The 17,316-nt window shown below is 70.5% G+C and carries 17 protein-coding genes; 8 read left to right on the top strand and 9 right to left on the bottom strand.

What is annotated here, in order from left to right:
- Positions 1–26 precede the first annotated feature (26 nt).
- A complete protein-coding gene (locus ABZ906_RS37185; RefSeq protein ID WP_361390309.1) occupies positions 27–908 on the top strand; it encodes a TIGR03621 family F420-dependent LLM class oxidoreductase in 882 nt (293 codons plus the stop codon).
- Between the two features lie 13 nt (positions 909–921).
- Here ABZ906_RS37185 and ABZ906_RS37180 read toward each other — a convergent pair whose 3' ends face one another.
- The gene (locus ABZ906_RS37180; protein WP_361390307.1) at positions 922–1,953 is read right to left on the bottom strand and encodes an aromatase/cyclase; all 1,032 of its coding nucleotides are present in this window, start codon (positions 1,951–1,953) and stop codon (positions 922–924) included.
- A 464-nt stretch (positions 1,954–2,417) separates the two neighbouring features.
- Here ABZ906_RS37180 and ABZ906_RS37175 point away from each other — a divergent pair, with 464 nt between their 5' ends.
- The 3 genes from ABZ906_RS37175 to ABZ906_RS37165 all read left to right on the top strand — a co-directional run bounded on the left by ABZ906_RS37175 (position 2,418) and on the right by ABZ906_RS37165 (position 5,515).
- Positions 2,418–4,478, top strand: coding sequence for a condensation domain-containing protein (locus ABZ906_RS37175; protein ID WP_361390305.1), 2,061 nt, complete (start codon positions 2,418–2,420; stop codon positions 4,476–4,478).
- An 85-nt stretch (positions 4,479–4,563) separates the two neighbouring features.
- Entirely contained in the window at positions 4,564–4,977 is a 414-nt protein-coding gene (locus ABZ906_RS37170) for a hypothetical protein (protein WP_361197482.1), read from the top strand.
- A gap of 103 nt (positions 4,978–5,080) precedes the next feature.
- On the top strand, positions 5,081–5,515 hold the full coding sequence (locus ABZ906_RS37165; RefSeq protein ID WP_361390303.1) for a DUF6234 family protein: 435 nt from the start codon (positions 5,081–5,083) through the stop codon (positions 5,513–5,515).
- A gap of 18 nt (positions 5,516–5,533) precedes the next feature.
- Here the strand turns inward: ABZ906_RS37165 and ABZ906_RS37160 are convergent, their stop codons facing one another.
- Positions 5,534–5,992: a carboxymuconolactone decarboxylase family protein gene (locus ABZ906_RS37160; RefSeq protein ID WP_361197475.1), complete on the bottom strand. Its 459-nt coding sequence runs from the start codon at positions 5,990–5,992 to the stop codon at positions 5,534–5,536.
- Between the two features lie 86 nt (positions 5,993–6,078).
- Between ABZ906_RS37160 and ABZ906_RS37155 the strand changes: the two genes are divergently transcribed.
- A complete protein-coding gene (locus tag ABZ906_RS37155) occupies positions 6,079–6,963 on the top strand; it encodes a sigma-70 family RNA polymerase sigma factor (RefSeq protein ID WP_361390301.1) in 885 nt (294 codons plus the stop codon).
- Positions 6,964–7,018: 55 nt separating this feature from the next.
- Here the strand turns inward: ABZ906_RS37155 and ABZ906_RS37150 are convergent, their stop codons facing one another.
- Positions 7,019–7,942 carry an RNA polymerase sigma-70 factor gene (locus tag ABZ906_RS37150; protein ID WP_361390407.1) on the bottom strand — a complete coding sequence of 308 codons (924 nt, stop codon included), beginning with the start codon at positions 7,940–7,942 and terminating at the stop codon, positions 7,019–7,021.
- Positions 7,943–8,068: 126 nt separating this feature from the next.
- Entirely contained in the window at positions 8,069–8,542 is a 474-nt protein-coding gene (locus ABZ906_RS37145; RefSeq protein WP_361390299.1) for a carboxymuconolactone decarboxylase family protein, read from the bottom strand.
- 466 nt (positions 8,543–9,008) lie between these two features.
- Here ABZ906_RS37145 and ABZ906_RS37140 point away from each other — a divergent pair, with 466 nt between their 5' ends.
- Positions 9,009–9,878, top strand: a complete 870-nt coding sequence (locus ABZ906_RS37140; protein WP_361390297.1) for an AfsR/SARP family transcriptional regulator — start codon at positions 9,009–9,011, stop codon at positions 9,876–9,878.
- A gap of 220 nt (positions 9,879–10,098) precedes the next feature.
- Here ABZ906_RS37140 and argB read toward each other — a convergent pair whose 3' ends face one another.
- On the bottom strand, positions 10,099–11,034 hold the full coding sequence (gene argB, locus ABZ906_RS37135; RefSeq protein WP_361197463.1) for an acetylglutamate kinase: 936 nt from the start codon (positions 11,032–11,034) through the stop codon (positions 10,099–10,101).
- A 270-nt stretch (positions 11,035–11,304) separates the two neighbouring features.
- Here argB and ABZ906_RS37130 point away from each other — a divergent pair, with 270 nt between their 5' ends.
- Positions 11,305–11,526, top strand: coding sequence for an MbtH family protein (locus ABZ906_RS37130; RefSeq protein ID WP_361197461.1), 222 nt, complete (start codon positions 11,305–11,307; stop codon positions 11,524–11,526).
- A gap of 46 nt (positions 11,527–11,572) precedes the next feature.
- On the opposite strand, the gene ABZ906_RS37125 is transcribed toward ABZ906_RS37130, so the two are convergent.
- The gene (locus ABZ906_RS37125) at positions 11,573–12,922 is read right to left on the bottom strand and encodes a lysine N(6)-hydroxylase/L-ornithine N(5)-oxygenase family protein (protein WP_361390295.1); all 1,350 of its coding nucleotides are present in this window, start codon (positions 12,920–12,922) and stop codon (positions 11,573–11,575) included.
- A 203-nt stretch (positions 12,923–13,125) separates the two neighbouring features.
- Between ABZ906_RS37125 and ABZ906_RS37120 the strand changes: the two genes are divergently transcribed.
- Positions 13,126–13,770, top strand: coding sequence for an FMN-binding negative transcriptional regulator (locus ABZ906_RS37120; protein ID WP_361197455.1), 645 nt, complete (start codon positions 13,126–13,128; stop codon positions 13,768–13,770).
- Positions 13,771–13,836: 66 nt separating this feature from the next.
- On the opposite strand, the gene ABZ906_RS37115 is transcribed toward ABZ906_RS37120, so the two are convergent.
- From ABZ906_RS37115 to argC, 3 genes are read right to left on the bottom strand one after another with little or no spacing between them, the layout of a single operon-like run.
- Positions 13,837–15,060, bottom strand: a complete 1,224-nt coding sequence (locus ABZ906_RS37115) for an acetylornithine transaminase (protein WP_361390293.1) — start codon at positions 15,058–15,060, stop codon at positions 13,837–13,839.
- Between the two features lie 46 nt (positions 15,061–15,106).
- Positions 15,107–16,258: a bifunctional glutamate N-acetyltransferase/amino-acid acetyltransferase ArgJ gene (argJ, locus tag ABZ906_RS37110; RefSeq protein WP_361390291.1), complete on the bottom strand. Its 1,152-nt coding sequence runs from the start codon at positions 16,256–16,258 to the stop codon at positions 15,107–15,109.
- Positions 16,255–17,283, bottom strand: coding sequence for an N-acetyl-gamma-glutamyl-phosphate reductase (gene argC, locus ABZ906_RS37105; RefSeq protein ID WP_361197447.1), 1,029 nt, complete (start codon positions 17,281–17,283; stop codon positions 16,255–16,257). The genes argJ and argC overlap by 4 nt, the downstream gene beginning before the upstream one ends.
- Positions 17,284–17,316: the final 33 nt, after the last annotated feature.

Here is a 17,316-nt window from a genome sequence, read left to right as displayed (position 1 = left end):
TGGGTGGGCAGGCAAGGGGGGAAGGCATGACCAGGCCGTTTCGATTCGGCGTGAACATGATGAAGCCGGCGGGTGGGGCGGATTGGCGGGACAGGTGCCGCCGCGCCGAACAGCTCGGTTACGACGTCATCCTGGTCCCCGACCACCTGGGCATGGTCGCCCCCTTCCCGGCGATGGTGGCCGCGGCCGCCGCCACCGAGCGGCCCCGGATCGGCACCTTCGTCCTGAACGCCGGTTTCTGGAACCCGGCGCTCCTCGCGCGTGAGGTCGCCACCACCGACGCGCTCACCGGCGGTCGCCTCGAACTGGGCCTCGGCACCGGCTACGCGGAGGCCGAACACAAGCGCGCCCAGCTGGAGTTCCTCTCGCCCGGCGGTCGCATCAGCGCCCTGCGGCACACGGTGGACGAGCTGGAGCGGCTGCTTGCCGACCCGGCGCACGCGCCGCGGGCCGAGCAGCAACCACGGCCGCCCCTGCTGATCGGCGGCAACGGCGACCGGCTGCTGCGCCTCATGGCCGAGCACGCCGACATCGCGGCCTTCACCGCGACCGCGGGATACGAGAACGGAATCCTCAAGGCCCTCACGCCCGACCAGCTCGACGAACGCGTGGCCGCCTACGAGGGATTCGCCGCGCACCGGGCCGTGCCCGCCGAACGCAACCTCCTCGTGCACTTCGTGGAGGTCACCGACGACCGGCACGCGACGGCCCGCAGGCTGCCCAAGATCCACCCCGAGATGTCGCAGGAAGACCGTCTGAACCTGCCGGTGATGCTCTTCGGCACGGTCAAGCAGATGGCCGAGCAGTTGCGCGAGCAGCGCGAGCGGTTCGGCATCTCGTACATCGTGGTCCTGGACGGCGTGATGGACGTCTTCGGTCCCGTGATCGAGGAGCTTGCCGGTACCTGAGTGCCGGGTGCGCCTACGGCAGGGAGCCCGCGGTCACGGCCGCCCGCCGCGGCAGTGACCGCACCGACGACTCCGCGTGCTGCCCGGCCAGTTCGAGGATCGCGAGCGACGTACGCCCGATGGCCTGCCGCACCCTGCGGCGGGCCAGTTCGAGGACGGACGGCGACACCGGTCCCGTGGCGGACTTCCCCCACTCGGGCAGGGCGGCCCGCAGCGCGCTCTCGTCGAGCAGCACCGTGTGCTGGGCGATCACCCGCACCCCGTGCTCGTCGGGCAGTACCGACCACTCCCCGGTGTGCGCGGCCACCGGACCTGACGGCACGGTCTGCTTGAAGACGATCCGCCCGGCGTGCGGGAAGCACAGCCGGACCGAACCTCCTGTGTGCGCCGCCTCGTCGGGCAGCCGCACGTCGTAGTCGAGGATCTGCACTCCCGGCGAAGGCTCGGTCAGGTCCAGGCGCCGCATGTGCGGCAGGAGGCCGGGCCAGTCCGCGGCCCGGTACAGGAAGTCGAAGAGCAGCTCGCCGGGGCCGTGCACCCGCACCGACTCCTCGAAGGAGAGCACCAGGTCGTCGAGACCGGCGCGGCTCTCGGCGATCCGCCGCAGGCTCTCCAGCTCCGCCCTGGCGTTGTCCCCGGTGACAAGGCCCTCCCCGGCCGCGTCGTCGTCCCGGTCGCCCGCGACGGTGAACTCGTGCCGCACCGTCACCACACTGCGTCCGCCCGCGATCTCCTCGACGGTCCACTCGCCGCTCAGCGAATCGACCGGCGTCTCGCGTCCCAGCTGCACGAACTCGATGCGCCGCTCGTGCGGATGCTGCACCCGCACCAGGAGCGAGGACCTGATCCGGCCGCCCGCGCTCTCCCACACACGCAGGCGCTCACGGACTCCGTCGAAGTCGAGTCGCTCGACGTGTACGACGTGCGGGCTGTAGAGCGGCCTGCGCGCGGTGTCCGCGAGCAGTGCGAAGACCGCTCCGGCCGGCGCGGCCACCTCGAGCGAGTGTCGCAGGCGGTGCACACGCTCACCAGGCATCCCGGACATTGCAGGCTCCTTGGGCAATCGAGGACGGATGGGCTGACCTCCACCGTCGGCGGGAGGGCTTGAGGAGTATTCGAAGACCGCTTGAATTTCGCCTCAGAGACGGTCCGGACCGGGTTTGGGTCGCCTGGAGCGACCCGGGATTCACGGCCACCTCACTTGTCACGAGGCGTTGTCGGACCGGGATTCGGGCGCCCGCACTCGTCACGGCCGGCACTCGCACTCGCCGCGGCGACCCGGTATTCCGGCACCTCCACTCGGCGCGAGGCGCTGTCGGACGCACGCTCCGTAGCCGGAAGTTCACCGTCCCCGCGAGCGGCCCGAGCTGGCCCTTCGCGTCGGCGTGCGGGCCGGTCGAGCGGCGTGTCAGGACCGTGTCAGTGGTTTGTCACTGGCCCTCTGCATGCTGGGACAGCGCCTCTTGAGGAGGGGGGAGGGGGCTTTGTCGGCGCGTGCCCCGACTGCCGATGACCACTAGCCGCTTCGCACGTCTGCCGCAGGGTGAGCCGATCACCGTCGTCGTGGAGATCGGCCCCAGCGCGCTGCCCGTACTCGAACTGCACGGGCCGATCGAGAGCACCCACATCGAGGCCGCGCTCGACTCCATCGCCACCTGTCATCCCGACGCACCCGCATGGACGGCCGACCTCGAGAGCAGGGGCCCCGGCCAGCACACCCTGCGCTTCACGGACGGCGCGGACGACGAGCGGTCCGAGTTCCCGCTCGGCGCCCTCGCCGATCTGCTCACCCATGCCGGGCGCGGCTCCTTCATGACCCGCTGCCTGCCCGCGACGCCGCTCCAGCGCGACCTCCTCGCGGACGCCGACACCCACCCCGATCCGGGCCGCCAGGTCGAACAGGCCGCCTGGGACTGGCACGGGCCGCTCGACGTGGCGCGGTTCACGGCCGCCTGGCACTCGGTGTTCACCCACGAATCCGTGCTGCGCACCACCTTCGACGACCAGCCGGAGCCCGGCCTCGTCGTACAGGATCACGCCGAACCGGAGATCGTACGGCTGCCGCACGGCGCCGCCGAATGGCACTCCCTCGTCGAGGCCGACCGGCGCCGCGGCATCGACCCGCGCCGTCCCGGACCGCTGCGCATCACCCTGCTCGGCGGCGGGCAGCCAGGTCACAGTCCCGCGCAGCCGGCCCGTGTGCTGCTCACCTACCACCACGCGCTGCTCGACAGCTGGTCCGTACGGCTCCTGGTCCGCGAGTTCTACCGCGCCTATCTCGCGGGCGGGACACTGCCCGGCGGGGAGCGCCGGCCCGACATGACCGACTACGTGACCTGGCTCGCCCAGCAGGACACCGCGGCCGCCGAGGACTTCTTCGGCAGTACCGACACCGGCGGTCTCGTGTCCGTGCCGCCGCTCTTCACCGACACCGGCAGCCGCGCCGAGGGCCGCTCCAGGCTCCGCCTGACCAAGGAGGAGACCGCGGCGCTCGCCAACTGGGCCGCCACCTGGGGCGGTGGCGAGTCCATCGCGCTTCAGGCCGTGTGGGCGCTGCTCCTGTACCGCGCCGGGCGCGCCGAGGGGCCCTCTCAGGTGCGCTTCGCCACCACGGCGGCGGGCCGGAGCATCCTCTTCGAAGGGGTGGAGCGCACCCCCGGCGCGCTGGCCGGGCCGCTGCCGCAGACCGTGCTCGTCGACCCCGACGCCACGGTGCCCCAGCTGATCACCGACCTGCGTGACCGCTGCCTCAACCAGGCGGCGTACGAATGGGTTTCGGCGAGCCAGATCGACGCCTGGACCCGTGGTCCGCGCCCGCCCGCGGACACCCTGCTCACCTTCGAGGCGCCGCCGCGCGTCCTGCCCGAGCTGGAGGCCGATCTCGCCGCGGCCGGGATTCAGGTGCAGCCGCCGCAGACCCTCGGCGCCCGCACCGCCTTCCCGGTCACGCTCATCGCCCACCACGACCGGAGCGGCTGCCTGGTCCTCACCGCCTCCTACGACCAGGTGTGGCTCTCGGAGATCACCGAACTCCTCGCCCACGCCGCGCTGTTGCTGCGTGAGCTCCCGCGCGGCGCCGGTCCGCGCACCACGCTCGGCGAGGTTCTTGCCCTGCTGACCCACATGGGCAGCGGCGCCGCCGTCGGTCCGGTGGAGGCCGAGGCCGAGGAGAGCGGACCTCTGCCGACCGTCCTTCGCCACCCGGCTCACGCGGGCGCGGGCGCCGTCGGTCTGTTGCAGGCGCCGGGCATCTCCCGCGCCTTCTACGACCAACTCGCCCACGCCTACCGGGGCCCCGAGGAACTTCTCCTGCTCGCTCCCGTCCCGGCGGGCGGCACCCGGGCCGATGTCGCCGCACGCGCCGTGTACGACGCGCTCGGCTCCCGCATCCGGTCCCGGGCGGGCCTGGCCTTCGCCGGGTTCTCCGGTGACGGGGTCGCCGCGTGCGCCATCGCCCGACTCGCGGCGGCGGACGGCCACCGGCCGCGCGCCGTCGTCCTCGACGCGACCGGCACCGGACCGGACGACCTGGCCCGCAGGCTCGCGTCGGCGGTGGCGTGCCGGAACTGAGGCCTGACGCAACCGACGTACCGATGCAACCGACGTACGGACGTAACCGGCGTGCCGACGTAATCGACGTACCGATGTAACCGGCATGGCCGACCGTACGAGCAAGGCACGACCGACGCACAAGCACGCAAGAGCACTGTTCGAGCAGCGAGACGCCGAGGAGGCAGCCATGCCGAACTGCGACCCGAAGCCGGTACCGCCGCACGCGCACCAGGACGACATCGCCTCCCGTGCCTGGGCGGAGGCGCTCGCGATGGCCTGCGGGGACGCGGACCACGCCCACCGCCCGCCGGGCGAGCTCCTTGCCGCATCGCTCAAGGCGCACCGCACGCTGTCGCGGGGCCTCGGGCAGAGCGTGCCGCTCACGGCACTCGGCCCGGACGGCGGCGTCCTGGGTCTCGCCGCCTTCGTCGCGGTGTACGCCGCCCAGTCGAACACCGCTGCATCTGAACTCGAAGTTCCGCACGACGCACGGGACTTGGAAGGCCACCCCGCCTAGCGTTGACCGTGCACATCCACCTCCTGTCCGCGCCCGCCTGACGTCCTCCCCGACCAGGCGGGCGCGTTGACGTGCGGGGGGAGCCGCGGGAGAGGGTAGGGCCATGACACAGGCGCTCCCGGAACCCCGCCCTCACCGAAGATGGCTTCGCTCGAGCAGGACACCGCTGCGCAAGGACGTCGGCGCTGCCCTGCTGCTCCTCGTGATCGAGGCGGTCGTGTTCGTGGCGGGGGCCTTCGGCCACGACCTGCAGATGTGGGCCGCGCCGGATGACCGGGCGACGATCGACGCCGCACGGCTCGCGAACATCGCGTGGTCGGAGTACCTCCTCGCCGCCGCGCTCGTCCTCGCCGCGATCGCGCTCCTGGCCCGCGCACCGTGGACGGCACTGCTGCAAGTCCTGGCCGCCGGAACGCTCGCGGCCGTGGTCGTGCTCTCCCAGCACCAGTACGACCAGACCCACCCGCGCCCGGCGCCCACCCCCAGTGCGGGGTACGAGCCCTGCTACAGCGGCAGCAACGATTGCCCCGGCGGATGAGCCGGTGCCGGGCGGCGCTCAGCCCCAGGTCCGGCCCGCCGGTTCCTTGACGGTGCGGTTGAGGCGGTTGAAGAAGTTGGTCAGGGCGATCTCCAGGTTGAGCGCGCCGATCTGCTCCTCCGTGAAGTGGGCGTCGGCCTCCTCCCAGATCTCGTCCGTGACGCCCTCCGCGCCGTCCTGCAACCGGGTCGCGCCCTCGGCCAGGGCCAGTGCCGCGCGCTCCGCGTCGGTGTAGAACGGCGCCTCGCGCCACGCCGCCACGTTGTGCAGCCGCTCGTCGGTCTCGCCGGCCTTCTTCGCCCCGGCGACACCGGCGTGGACGCACGCCGAGCAGCCGTTGATCTGGCTGGCACGCAGGTGGACCAGCGCGAGCAGCTTCGGATCGACACCACCGGCGGCGATCGCCTTGTGGAGGTGCTTGATCGCGGTCCACAGGTCCGGGTTGTTCGTGTTCTTGTTCTTGAGACGGTTTTCCATGGGGAGTGCTCTCCTGCGTCGGGGTTACGTTTCGGGGCTGCTGCCCGTCACCCCTATGACGGAGCGGCTTCGAGAGAGGTAACAACATGTCCGACGCGCACCCCACGGACCCGATCGCCGACGCCTTCGAGTCGCACCGCGAGCGGCTTCGAGGTGTTGCCTACCGCGTGCTCGGCTCACATGCCGACGCGGAAGACGCGGTCCAGGAGGCGTGGCTGCGGCTCTCCCGGCAGGACACCGGCACCATCGACAACCTCGGCGGCTGGCTGACCACCGTGGTCGGCCGCATCAGCCTCGATGTCCTGCGGTCGGGCCGGACCCGCCCCGAAGTCACCCTCGACGACCGGCTGCCCGAATACACCGTGACGCTCGACGACGCCCCCGCACCGGACGACCTCGTGGCGCTCGGGGACTCCGTCGGGCTCGCGCTCCTCACGGTCCTCGACTCGCTGCGCCCGGACGAACGACTGGCGTTCGTGCTGCACGACGTGTTCGCGGTGCCCCACGGGGAGATAGGCACGATTCTCGGCAAGTCCGCCGACGCGACCAAGATGCTCACGAGCCGCGCCCGCAAGAAGGTCAGGAACGTACAGGCCGCCCAGCCGCAGGCGAGCACCGGACGGCAGCGGCGCGAGGTCGTCCAGGCCTTTCTGGCCGCCGCGGGCAAGGGGCAGTTCGAGCAGCTCCTGGAGGTCCTCCACCCCGACGTGAAGTTCACCGTCGACGCCCCGGACGGTCAGTTCGTCGTGCTCGGGGCCACCGAGGTGGCCGGCCGTGCGCGCATCGCGGGGAGTGCCGCACGAGGGCACCTGGCGACCGTCAACGGCCGTCCCGGCATCATCTCCTGGACCCGGGAGGGCACTCCGTTCTCCCTTCTCGTGTTCACCGTCGCCGACGGGCTCATCACCGAGGTGACCGCTGTGGTGGACCCGGCCCGACTCGCGCTCATGGATCTGCCGGAACCGGTGTGACTCCGGGGCCGGGGTCCGGTCCGGCCCCGTCAGGATCAGGCCGGTGTTCGGGAGGTCACCGCGCCTGCTTGCGGGCCCGCTTCACCTCCTGGTCGAGGGCCCATGCGTCGGCGACCGGACCGAGGTGACCGAGCTTGTCGGGGTTGATGACCGCGCGGATGGTCTGGATCTGCCCGTCGAGCACGTCGAGGGCGAAGATGTGCAGGACCTTGCCGTCCCGGTCACGGAACAGCGCGCCCGGCTGGCCGTTGACCTCGTGCGGTTCGAAGGTGATGTCGACCCGTGCCATCAGCGGATAGACGGTGGCGAGCAGCCTGGCCACGTTCTCGGCACCGGCGACGGCCTTGGCCAGCTGCGGGGCCTTGCCGCCGCCGTCCCCGACGAGCCGGACGTCCGCCGACAGCAGACTCCGCAGCCCGTCCATGTCGCCCTGTGACAGCGCCTCGAAGAACCGCCCCGCCAGCTCCTGCCGCTCCTCGCGGTCCGCCGCGAACCGGGGCCGCCCCTCGTGCATGTGCCTACGCGCCCGTACGAGCAGTTGCCTGCATGCCGCCTCCGAGCGCCCCACCGCGCCGGCGACCTCGTCGAAGCCGAAGGCGAAGACCTCCCGCAGCACGAACACCGAGCGCTCCAGCGGGCTGAGCCGTTCCAGGAGCACCAGCGCCGCCATCGACACCGAGTCGGCCAGCTCCGCGACGCGGGCCGGGTCCTCGTACGGATCGTCGAGGAGCGGCTCGGGCAGCCACGGTCCCACGTACTCCTCCCGTCGCACCCGGGCGGAGCGCAGTACGTCGATGGCGATCCGGGTCACCGTCGCCGACAGGAACGCCTTGGCCGACCTGGGCAGGGTGGTCGAGGCGTCGTAGCGCAGCCAGCTCTCCTGCACCGCGTCCTCGGCCTCGGCCACGCTGCCCAGGATCCGGTACGCGATCGAGAACAGCAGCGGCCGCAGCTCCTCGAACTCCTCGACCTTGCCCACCTTGCCTACCTCGTTAGCCTCGCCCGCCTCGCCCACCCTGTTCACGCGGACTCTCCCCTTGCGATCTCACCGCGACCGACCCGACGGGCTTGATCATGGCCCCCGCGGCCCGGGTGCGGTGGCGGTTCAGTGGAACTGGCCAGCCTGGTAATCGCCGCCCGGATGCTGGGAGATGATGTTCATGCGGTTCCCCGCGTTCATGATCGAGACAAGCAGGACGAGGGCCGTGAGCTGCTCCTCGTCGTAGTGCTTGGCGGCAAGCGCCCATACGTCGTCGCTGACCCCGGTGGCCGCGTCCGCGACCCGGGTGCCCTGCTCGGCCAGTGCGAGCGCGGCGCGTTCGGCCTCGGTGAAGACCGTTGCCTCCCGCCAGGCCGCGACCAGGTTCAGCCGCACCGTGCTCTCGCCGGCCGCGGCGGCCTCCTTGGTGTGCATGTCGACGCAGGCCGCGCAGCCGTTGATCTGGCTCACGCGCAGCGCCACCAGCTCCTGCGTCGTGGCCGGCAGCGGCAACTCCTTCAGCTCCCGACCGGCCGACATGAGGTACTTGAGCGCCTTGCCCGCGCTCGGGACGGCGAAGTAGTTCAACCGTGCGTCCATGGTGTGCGCCTCCACGTTCGTCGATGCCTTCACTCACCGAGACGAGGCGGGCCCCACTCCTGTGACACGGCGCGCGGTCAGCGTCTGACGGACCTCACTCTGAAAGGCCGTCGATCCAGACCGTGGTGCTGGTTTCTGATGGTGCCTACACGGGTCGATCTTCTGGTGCGGGTCAATCCGGGGCCGTGTATGGCGTCCGCTCGCTGCAAACGGGGCATCTGGTCTGTCGCCTCCTCGGTCAAATGTGCCTGGATTATGGGGCATTGTGGCTGCTTACACCCTCGTCAGAGGCTCCGGAATCTCTCTAGGAGCGCTTGAGGTCGGCATGGCAGTCTTTCAAAACAGGGAGTCTGGTTTGGTTCTCGCGGAACTTCGTGAACCTCGTGAACCTGCCTTCCCGTAACTCTCGGCTCTCGGACCGACCGCCGTCGTCGTTCGAGCACTCACGAACAGGGGATTTGGCGTGATGGATATTGATGTTCTGGGTCCGTTGGGTGTGCGGGTGGGTGGGGTTGCTGTGATGCCTACGGCGCCGAAGCCTCGGAAGGTGTTGGCGTTGCTGGCTCTGCATGTGGATCGTGTGGTGCCGGTGGGGTTGTTGGTGGAGGAGTTGTGGGGGGAGCGTCCGCCGCGGTCGGCGCGGACGACGTTGCAGACCTACATCCTGCAGTTGCGTGAGCTGATCGGTGCGGCGCTGGAGCAGGGCGCGGAGAGTGCCGAGGCTTCGGGGGACGTGTCGGCGAAGGATGTGCTGGTGACGGCGCCTGGCGGTTATGTGCTGCGGGGCGGTGGCGGGTCCAGTGATGTGGTGGAGTTCGAGCGCCTGGCGGGGATGGGTTATCGGGCGATGGACGGCGAGGATTTCGCGGGGGCGGCCCGGCTGCTGCGGGAGGCGCTCGCGCTGTGGAGCGGGTCGGCGCTGGCGGATGTGCGGGCGGGTGTGCAGTTGGAGATGGAGGTGCGCCGCCTGGAGGAGACGCGGCTGTGTGCGCTGTACCAGCGCATCGAGGCCGATCTGCGGCTCGGGCGGCACCGCGAACTGCTGGGTGAGCTGACGGTGCTGGTGAGCCGGTATCGCACGCATGAGAATCTGCACGGCCAGTTCATGCTGGCCCTTTATCGTTCGGGCCGCCGGGGTGAGGCGCTGAGCGTCTATCAGCGCCTGCGCCAGGCCCTCGTACGCGATCTGGGTCTTGAGCCCTCGCCCGAACTGCGCCGCCTGCAGCAGGCCATCCTCAAGACCTCCACCCCCAATCTTCCGGTCCAGGCTCTCCAGAACCCGGCTCCCTACGTGTCCACTGCCGCCAACGCGCGGCTTGTCTCCGCTGCTGCCTGAGTTGTCAGTCCAAGTGCAACTCCCTTCCATGACAGGGGCTTTCACGCCCGGCGCCGCACACCCCGCAGCGCCGAGCAGGCAACGGACATACGCTCTCCCCTCTCGCTCGTCTCTTCCCGTCTCTCCCGTCTCGGCCTACAGCGCCGGCAGCCAGGCGGTGCTGCGGGAGCTGTTCCCCGAAGCGGTCATCGCGTCGAGTGCCGCACCCTCACGCCGGGCGTCACCCCATAGGCATGACCTCCCTCTCGTCCGGATCCGGCACGATCACCGTGCCGACCCCGTCGTCCGTGAACATCTCCAGGAGGACCGAGTGCGGGACCCTTCCGTCGATCACGCGGGCCGCGCCCACGCCGCTCCGTACGGCGTCCAGGCAACCCGTCATCTTGGGCACCATGCCGTCGCTCAGCTCCGGCAGAAGCTTCTCCAGTTCGCCGGCCGTGAGCCGGGGTATGACCTCCTGACTGTGCGGCCAGCCCGCGTACAGGCCCGCGACGTCCGTCATCATGACGAGCGTCTCGGCGCGCAGCGCCGTCGCGAGCGCCGCCGCGGCGGTGTCGGCGTTGACGTTGTAGACCAGGCCGTCCTCGACGCTGCGGGCCAGCGGCGAGATCACCGGGATCCGGCCGTCCGCGAGAAGGCTGTTGACGGCGCCCGTGTTGACGCCGGTTATCTCTCCGACCCTGCCGATGTCCACCGGCTCCCCGTCGATCCAGGGCACGCACTGCTTCGCCGTGAGGGTGTTGGCGTCCTCTCCCGTCATGCCGACGGCGAGCGGGCTGTAGCGGTTGATGAGCCCGACCAGATCGCGCTGCACCTGGCCGGCGAGGACCATGCGCACCACGTCCATCGACTCCGGCGACGTGACGCGGAGCCCGCCCCTGAACTCGCGCTCCAGGCCCCGCCGCTTGAGCTCGGCATCGATCTGCGGGCCTCCGCCGTGCACCACCACGGGCCGCAGCCCGGCCTGGCGCAGGAAGACGATGTCGCGGGCGAAGGCAGCCGTGAGGTCGTCGTTGACCATGGCGTGCCCGCCCAGCTTGATGACGACTGTCCGGCCCTGGTGGCGGGCCAGCCACGGCAGGGCGTCTCCGATGGCCTCCGCCTTGGCGAGGGCCGAAAGCACGTTGTCGGGCACTGGGTGCGCGTTGTCTGTCATGAGAACCTCGCACGACGGTGGACCAAGCCGCCGACCGGGCAGTTGGCGCTCATAATTGCTACTCCTTCTGTGAATGGAACCCTGGCCCCGGGCAAGGGCCCGATAGCCAGTGGACATGCGCTTGAGTTCCGGATGAGAACACTTTGCTGTGCTGCGGGATGCCGGGAAAATGAATACCTGTCGACCCGAGCTGCGCTTGCGCCGCGATTGGATGACGATTCACCCTCCGCCCGGAAGTGAATCGTGGACGGCTTGAATTGGAGTGGAATGATGAGCAGTAACCCGTTCGACGACGCTGAGGGCCGGTTCTACGTCGTGGTGAACGAGGAGCAGCAGCATTCGCTGTGGCCCTCGTTCTCCGAGGTTCCCGCCGGCTGGCGCATCGTGTTCGGTGAGGAGAGCCGCGACAAGTGCCTCGCGTACGTGGAGGAGAACTGGACCGACCTTCGGCCGCAGAGCCTTCGGGACGCGATGGGCGCCGACGCCGCGTAGGACGCTTCGTGGGACGCCGTGTGAGAGGCCGCCCGGGACGTCGCGGCTAGGGCGCGATGCCCACGGACCGCACGGAGGAGTCACGGCCGAGCTCCCGCTCGGTGCGTCGCAGCACGATCGAGTCGGCGATCTCGCCGCCGCGTATCGCGATGTTCGACAGCAGGGCCGACGTCAGGCCGTGGCTGTGCTCGGTGCCGCCCTGCAGATAGACGCCGCAGGCCAGGTCCGATCCGGCGACGAGACGGTAGTCGCGCTCCACCTGGTGCTTGCCCGCCGCGTCGCGCTGGAAGTGCTGGTCGAAGTCGCCCAGCAGGCGGGCCGGGTCCACGCCGTCGTAGCCGGTGGCGAACACGAGGGCGTCGACGGACATCTCCTCCTTCCGGTCGTCGAGCAGCGAGCGCAGGACCACCTGTGTTCCGTTCCCGGCCTGTTTGACCTCGTCGACCCGCGAGAGGTTGCGGAAGTGCAGCCGCTGCACGCCGCGCACCTGCTCGTCGTACGAGCGCTGGTGCAGGGCCCGGATGACGTCGGAGTCGACGACCCCGTAGTTGGTGTTGCGGTGGTAGCGCCAGAACGCGTCGCGTGACTTGTCCGTGCCGAAGTAGTAGTCGTCGACCGCGTCGGGGTCGAACACCTGGTTGGCGAAGGGTGTGTCGTCGGCGACGGAGTAGCCGTACGAGGGGATGACCGCGGAGACCTGGGCGTGCGGCAGCGTGTCGTGGAAGAACCGGGTGATCTCCGCCGCGCTCTGGCCCGCGCCGACCACCATCACGTTCTTGAGGTCCTGCGGGTCCCGCGAGTTGAACTTGGCCAGGAACTCCGAGCTGTGCCAGACGCGTTCGTCCGACGTCACGCCCTCCGGCAGGCGCGGCACCAGGCCCGTCGAGATGACGACGTTGCGTGTCGTGACCACGCTGCTCGCGCCGTCGCCGTCGCGCACCTCGATCTCCAGGAGGCCGGGCACCTCGGCCCCGTTCTCGGTGACGGGCCTGATCGAGGTGACCTCGGTGCCGTAGCTGACCCGGTCGCTGAGGCCGGCGGCCGCCCACTCCAGGTACTGGTGGAACTCCTGCCGGGTCGGGAAGAAGTCCTGGTTGTTGACGAACTGCACGAGCCGGTTCGAGGCGTGCAGATACGAGATGAAGCTGAACCGGGACATCGGGTCCCGGTAGGTCGCCAGGTCCTTGAGGAACGAGATCTGCATGGTCGTCGACGGCAGCAGCATGTTCCGGTGCCAGCCGAACGTGGGCTGCCGCTCGAAGAAGTGGGACTTGACCGGATTCTGCGGAGTGCTCGCCCCGTGCTCCTCCAAGGCGATCGCGAGCGACAGGTTGGACGGGCCGAACCCGATGCCGACCACGTCGTAGATCTCTTCGCTGCTACCCGTAATACCCATTGAAGTTTCTCCCGCTTGCGTCTGGAAAACTCGGCTGTTGGTCCGAGAGACCGTTCTGCAGTGTTGCTCCGGAGTCTGTCCAAGACCGCTCAAAGACAACTTGAATACGGCCTGAAGACCGTTCGAGAGCTTCTCGAGGTGCTGTCCAGGGAAGCGGAAGTATGGTCGGCGCGGATTTTCCGACTGCCGAAAGGTGATTCAGGATGTTCGTGCCCAGCTTCTACCGAGAATCGGACAGTTCGTGGATGGTGGACATCATCCGCGGTAATCCGTTGGCGCTCGCGGTGGCCAACGGCTGCCCGAAGAACGGCCCCTTCGCCACACATCTGCCGGTCATCTTCGACCCCGAGACGTCCGCCGACTGGACCGGCGACCTGCCCGGCGCCACGCTGCTCGGACACATGAACCGGGCGAACCCGCACTGGTCGGCCCTTGAGTCGGGCGGCGTGCTGCTTCTGACGTTCACCGGCCCGCACTCCTATGTGTCGCCCACGGTGTACGAGGTGACGCCGGCCGCCCCGACCTGGAACTTCACGTCGGTGCATGTCCGGGGCGTGGTGGAGAAGATCGACGAGATGGAGGAGACGCTCGAGGTGGTCCAGCACACGGTGCGGGCCTTCGAGGGGGACTTCGGCGACGGCTGGGACATGACGGAGTCCCTCGGCTACTTCCGCAAGATCGCGCCCGCCGTGGGGGCCTTCCGGTTCAAGGTGACCGGGGCCGAGGGCATGTTCAAGCTCAGCCAGGAGCAGCCGAGCGAGGTGCGCGACCGGGTGCGCAAGTCCTTCGGGGAGAGCGCCTGCACGTACAAGCGGGAGACGGCCGGTCTGATGAGCCGGCTGCCGTGACGTGCCGGAGCTCTCGGTGCCGGAGGGAAGGGTTCCAAAGGGCCCGGAGGGAGGGGAGCACACGATTCAGACCGCCGTGAGCACCTCGCCGGAGACCGCGGACAGGGCCGTCCCGAAGCCGTCGAGGAAGGTGTCCACCTCGCTGTCGGACACGGTCAGCGGCGGGGCGAGCCGGATGACGTCCGGTGCCACGGCGTTCACCAGGAGGCCGTTGTCCTGGGCCGCCTGCTGCACGCGCGCGGCGATGTCCCCGTCGAGCACGATGCCCAGCAGGAGCCCCGCGCCGCGGACTTCGCGCACCAGTGGGTGGCCCAGTGCCGCAAGCCCGGCCCGCAGCCGCTCGCCCGCCTGGGTCACGTGGGCCAGGATGCCGCCCCGCTCGATGGTGTCGAGGACGGCGAGGGCGCCCGCGCACACCACGGGGTTTCCGCTGAAGGTGGAGCCATGGGTGCCGGGGGTGAGCAGGTCGGCGGCGGCGCCGAAGGCGAGCGTGGCGCCGATGGGCAGGCCGCCGCCGAGGCCCTTGGCCAGGGTGACGACGTCCGCCTCGACACCCTCGGCCTGCGCCGCGAACCAGCGGCCCGTTCGCCCGATGCCGGTCTGGATCTCGTCGAGGACAAGGAGGGTGCCGGTCGCCGCGGTGATCTCGCGGGCGGCCCGGAGGTAGCCGGGCGGGGGCACGATCACGCCGCTCTCGCCCTGCACCGGTTCGAGGACCAGGAGCGCGGTGTGCGGGGTGACGGCGGCGCGCAGGGCCTGGACGTCTCCGTACGGTACGTGGCTGACGTCGCCCGGCAGCGGGTGGAAGGGGCGCTGCTTGGCCGGCTGGCCGGTGAGGGCGAGGGCGCCCATGGTGCGGCCGTGGAAGCCGCCGGTGGCGGCCACCATATGGGTCCGGCCGGTGAGTCTGCCGATCTTGAAGGCCGCTTCGTTGGCCTCGGCCCCCGAGTTGGAGAAGTACACGCGGCCCGCGCGCCCGGTGAGCCGCAGCAGGCGCTCGGCGAGGCGCACGGTCGGCTCGGCGACGAAGAGGTTCGACACATGGCCGAGGGAGCCGATCTGCTCGGCGACGGCCCGTACGACCGCGGGGTGGGCGTGGCCGAGCGAGTTGACCGCGATGCCGCCGACGAAGTCGAGGTACTCGGTGCCCTCCGCGTCCCAGACCCGGGTGCCGCGGCCGCGCACCAGCGGCAGCCGGGGGGTGCCGAAGTTGTCCATCATGACGCCCTGCCAGCGGTGGGTCAGCGCCGTGTTGCCCGCCCCGATGATGTCCGCGCCGTCGTCGCTCATCGTGTCTCCTTCGTGGGGTAACCCCGCATGCGGCGCGGGGCGGTGGTCAAGAGGCGTACTCGCTGTTCTCGTGGACGTACTCGGCGGTGAGGTCGTTGGCCCAGATGACGGCGGACTCCGTGCCCGCCGAGAGGTCCGCGGTGAGCCGGATCTCGCGCCCCGTCATGTCGACGAGCGAGCGGTCCTCGCCCACCGATCCGTTCTTGCACACCCACACGTCGTTGATGGCGACGTTGAGCTCGTCCGGGTGGAAGGCGGCGCCGGTGGTGCCGATGGCGGACAGGACGCGGCCCCAGTTGGGGTCCTCGCCGTGCAGCGCGCACTTGAGGAGGTTGTTGCGGGCGATCGAGCGGCCGACCTCGACGGCGTCGTCCTCGCTCGCGGCGCCCGTGACCTCGATGCGGATCTCCTTGCTCGCTCCCTCGGCGTCCGCGATGAGCTGTCGGGCCAGATCGGCGCACACCTCGCGCACGGCCTCGGCGAACTCCGCGTGTCCGGGCTCGACGTGCGCCGCGCCGGAGGCGAGCAGGAGCACGGTGTCGTTGGTGGACATGCAGCCGTCGGAGTCGACGCGGTCGAAGGTGAGGCGGGTGGCGTCGCGCAGTGCCGTGTCGAGGACGCCGGAGTCGAGCGCTGCGTCCGTGGTGAGGACGACGAGCATCGTGGCGAGGCCCGGTGCGAGCATCCCGGCGCCCTTGGCCATGCCGCCCACGGTCCAGCCGTCCCGGGTGACGGCGGCCGTCTTGTGCACGGTGTCGGTGGTCTTGATGGCGACGGCCGCCTGTTCGCCGCCGCTCTCGGACAGCCGGGCCGCGGCCTCGGTGACGCCGGGAAGCAGCTTGTCCATCGGCAGGGTCACGCCGATGAGGCCGGTCGAGGCGACGGCGACCTCGTCGGAGCTGTGGCCGAGCACTTCGGCGGCCTTCTCGGCCGTGGCATGGGTGTCCTGGAAGCCGCCGGGACCCGTGCAGGCGTTGGCGCCACCGGAGTTGAGGACCACGGCCGAGACCACGCCGCCCTTGATGACCTGCTCGGACCAGAGCACGGGCGCGGCCTTGACCCGGTTGGAGGTGAAGACGCCGGCCGCGGCCCTGCGCGGTCCGGTGTTGACGACGAGCGCCAGGTCCGGGTTGCCGTTCTGCTTGATCCCGGCGGCGATGCCCGCCGCCGTGAAGCCTCGTGCTGCGGTGACGCTCACGGTGCCACTCCGATCGTGGAAAGCCCGAGCTCCTCGGGGAGGCCGAGGGCGATGTTCATGCTCTGGAGGGCGCCGCCCGCGGTGCCCTTGGTGAGGTTGTCGATGGCGCTGATCGCGATGATCCGGCCGACTGCCGGGTCGTAGGCGACCTGGACCTGCGCGGCGTTCGATCCGTACACGGCCGCGGTGCTCGGCCACTGCCCCTCGGGCAGCAGCGTCACGAACGGCTCGTCGCCGAGCGCCTTCTCGTACGCGGCCCGTACGTCGTCCGCGCCGATCCCCGGCCGCGCCGCGGCGGAGCATGTGGCGAGGATGCCGCGCGGCATGGGGGCCAGGGTCGGGGTGAAGGAGACGGCGACCCGGTGGCCCGCCAGTGCGCCGAGGTGCTGGCTCATCTCCGGGGTGTGCCGGTGGCCGCCGCCCACTCCGTAGGGCCGCATGGAGCCCATGACCTCGCTGCCGAGCAGGTTCGCCTTGGGTGCCTTGCCCGCGCCGGACGTGCCGGACGCCGCGACGACGACCGCCTCGGGTTCGGCGAGCCCCGCCGCGTACGCGGGGAAGAGGGCGAGCAGGACCGCGGTGGGGTAGCAGCCCGGTACCGCCACGCGCTTGGTGCCCGCCAACGCGGCGCGGGCGCCCGGCAGTTCGGGCAGGCCGTAGGGCCAGGTGCCCGCGTGCGGAGAGCCGTAGAACGACACCCAGTCTGCCGCGTTGGTGAGACGGAAGTCCGCGCCGCAGTCGACGACGAGTGTCTCCTCGCCCAGCTCGGCCGCGACCGCGGCCGACTGGCCGTGCGGCAGCGCGAGGAAGACGACGTCGTGCCCCCGCAGGGCGTCGGCGGTGGTGGGCAGCACCTCACGTCCGGCCAGCGGGGCGAGGTGCGGTTGCAGGGTGCCGAGCCGCTGTCCCGCGCTGGAGTGCCCGGTCAGGGCGCCGATCTCGATGTCGGGGTGGGCCAGAAGCAGGCGCAGTAGCTCGCCGCCCGCATATCCGCTCGCTCCCGCCACGGCTGCTAGCACTGTCATGAACCCTCCCGTTTGGCAGACATGTGGTTCTCG

Origin of the sequence: Streptomyces sp. NPDC046925 (genome assembly GCF_040644915.1) — a bacterium.
In the GTDB taxonomy this organism is placed as follows: domain Bacteria; phylum Actinomycetota; class Actinomycetes; order Streptomycetales; family Streptomycetaceae; genus Streptomyces.
This window is presented reverse-complemented; position numbering and strand designations above follow the sequence as displayed.

What these genes read in the sequence shown, in the direction of transcription:
- ABZ906_RS37185 (WP_361390309.1), top strand. Translation starts at nt 27, where the DNA reads ATGACCAGGCCGTTTCGATTCGGCGTGAACATGATGAAGCCGGCGGGT.
- ABZ906_RS37180 (WP_361390307.1), bottom strand. Translation starts at nt 1,953, where the DNA reads ATGTCCGGGATGCCTGGTGAGCGTGTGCACCGCCTGCGACACTCGCTC.
- ABZ906_RS37175 (WP_361390305.1), top strand. Translation starts at nt 2,418, where the DNA reads ATGACCACTAGCCGCTTCGCACGTCTGCCGCAGGGTGAGCCGATCACC.
- ABZ906_RS37170 (WP_361197482.1), top strand. Translation starts at nt 4,564, where the DNA reads ATGGCCGACCGTACGAGCAAGGCACGACCGACGCACAAGCACGCAAGA.
- ABZ906_RS37165 (WP_361390303.1), top strand. Translation starts at nt 5,081, where the DNA reads ATGACACAGGCGCTCCCGGAACCCCGCCCTCACCGAAGATGGCTTCGC.
- ABZ906_RS37160 (WP_361197475.1), bottom strand. Translation starts at nt 5,992, where the DNA reads ATGGAAAACCGTCTCAAGAACAAGAACACGAACAACCCGGACCTGTGG.
- ABZ906_RS37155 (WP_361390301.1), top strand. Translation starts at nt 6,079, where the DNA reads ATGTCCGACGCGCACCCCACGGACCCGATCGCCGACGCCTTCGAGTCG.
- ABZ906_RS37145 (WP_361390299.1), bottom strand. Translation starts at nt 8,542, where the DNA reads ATGGACGCACGGTTGAACTACTTCGCCGTCCCGAGCGCGGGCAAGGCG.
- ABZ906_RS37140 (WP_361390297.1), top strand. Translation starts at nt 9,009, where the DNA reads ATGGATATTGATGTTCTGGGTCCGTTGGGTGTGCGGGTGGGTGGGGTT.
- argB (WP_361197463.1), bottom strand. Translation starts at nt 11,034, where the DNA reads ATGACAGACAACGCGCACCCAGTGCCCGACAACGTGCTTTCGGCCCTC.
- ABZ906_RS37130 (WP_361197461.1), top strand. Translation starts at nt 11,305, where the DNA reads ATGAGCAGTAACCCGTTCGACGACGCTGAGGGCCGGTTCTACGTCGTG.
- ABZ906_RS37125 (WP_361390295.1), bottom strand. Translation starts at nt 12,922, where the DNA reads ATGGGTATTACGGGTAGCAGCGAAGAGATCTACGACGTGGTCGGCATC.
- ABZ906_RS37120 (WP_361197455.1), top strand. Translation starts at nt 13,126, where the DNA reads ATGTTCGTGCCCAGCTTCTACCGAGAATCGGACAGTTCGTGGATGGTG.
- ABZ906_RS37115 (WP_361390293.1), bottom strand. Translation starts at nt 15,060, where the DNA reads ATGAGCGACGACGGCGCGGACATCATCGGGGCGGGCAACACGGCGCTG.
- argC (WP_361197447.1), bottom strand. Translation starts at nt 17,283, where the DNA reads ATGACAGTGCTAGCAGCCGTGGCGGGAGCGAGCGGATATGCGGGCGGC.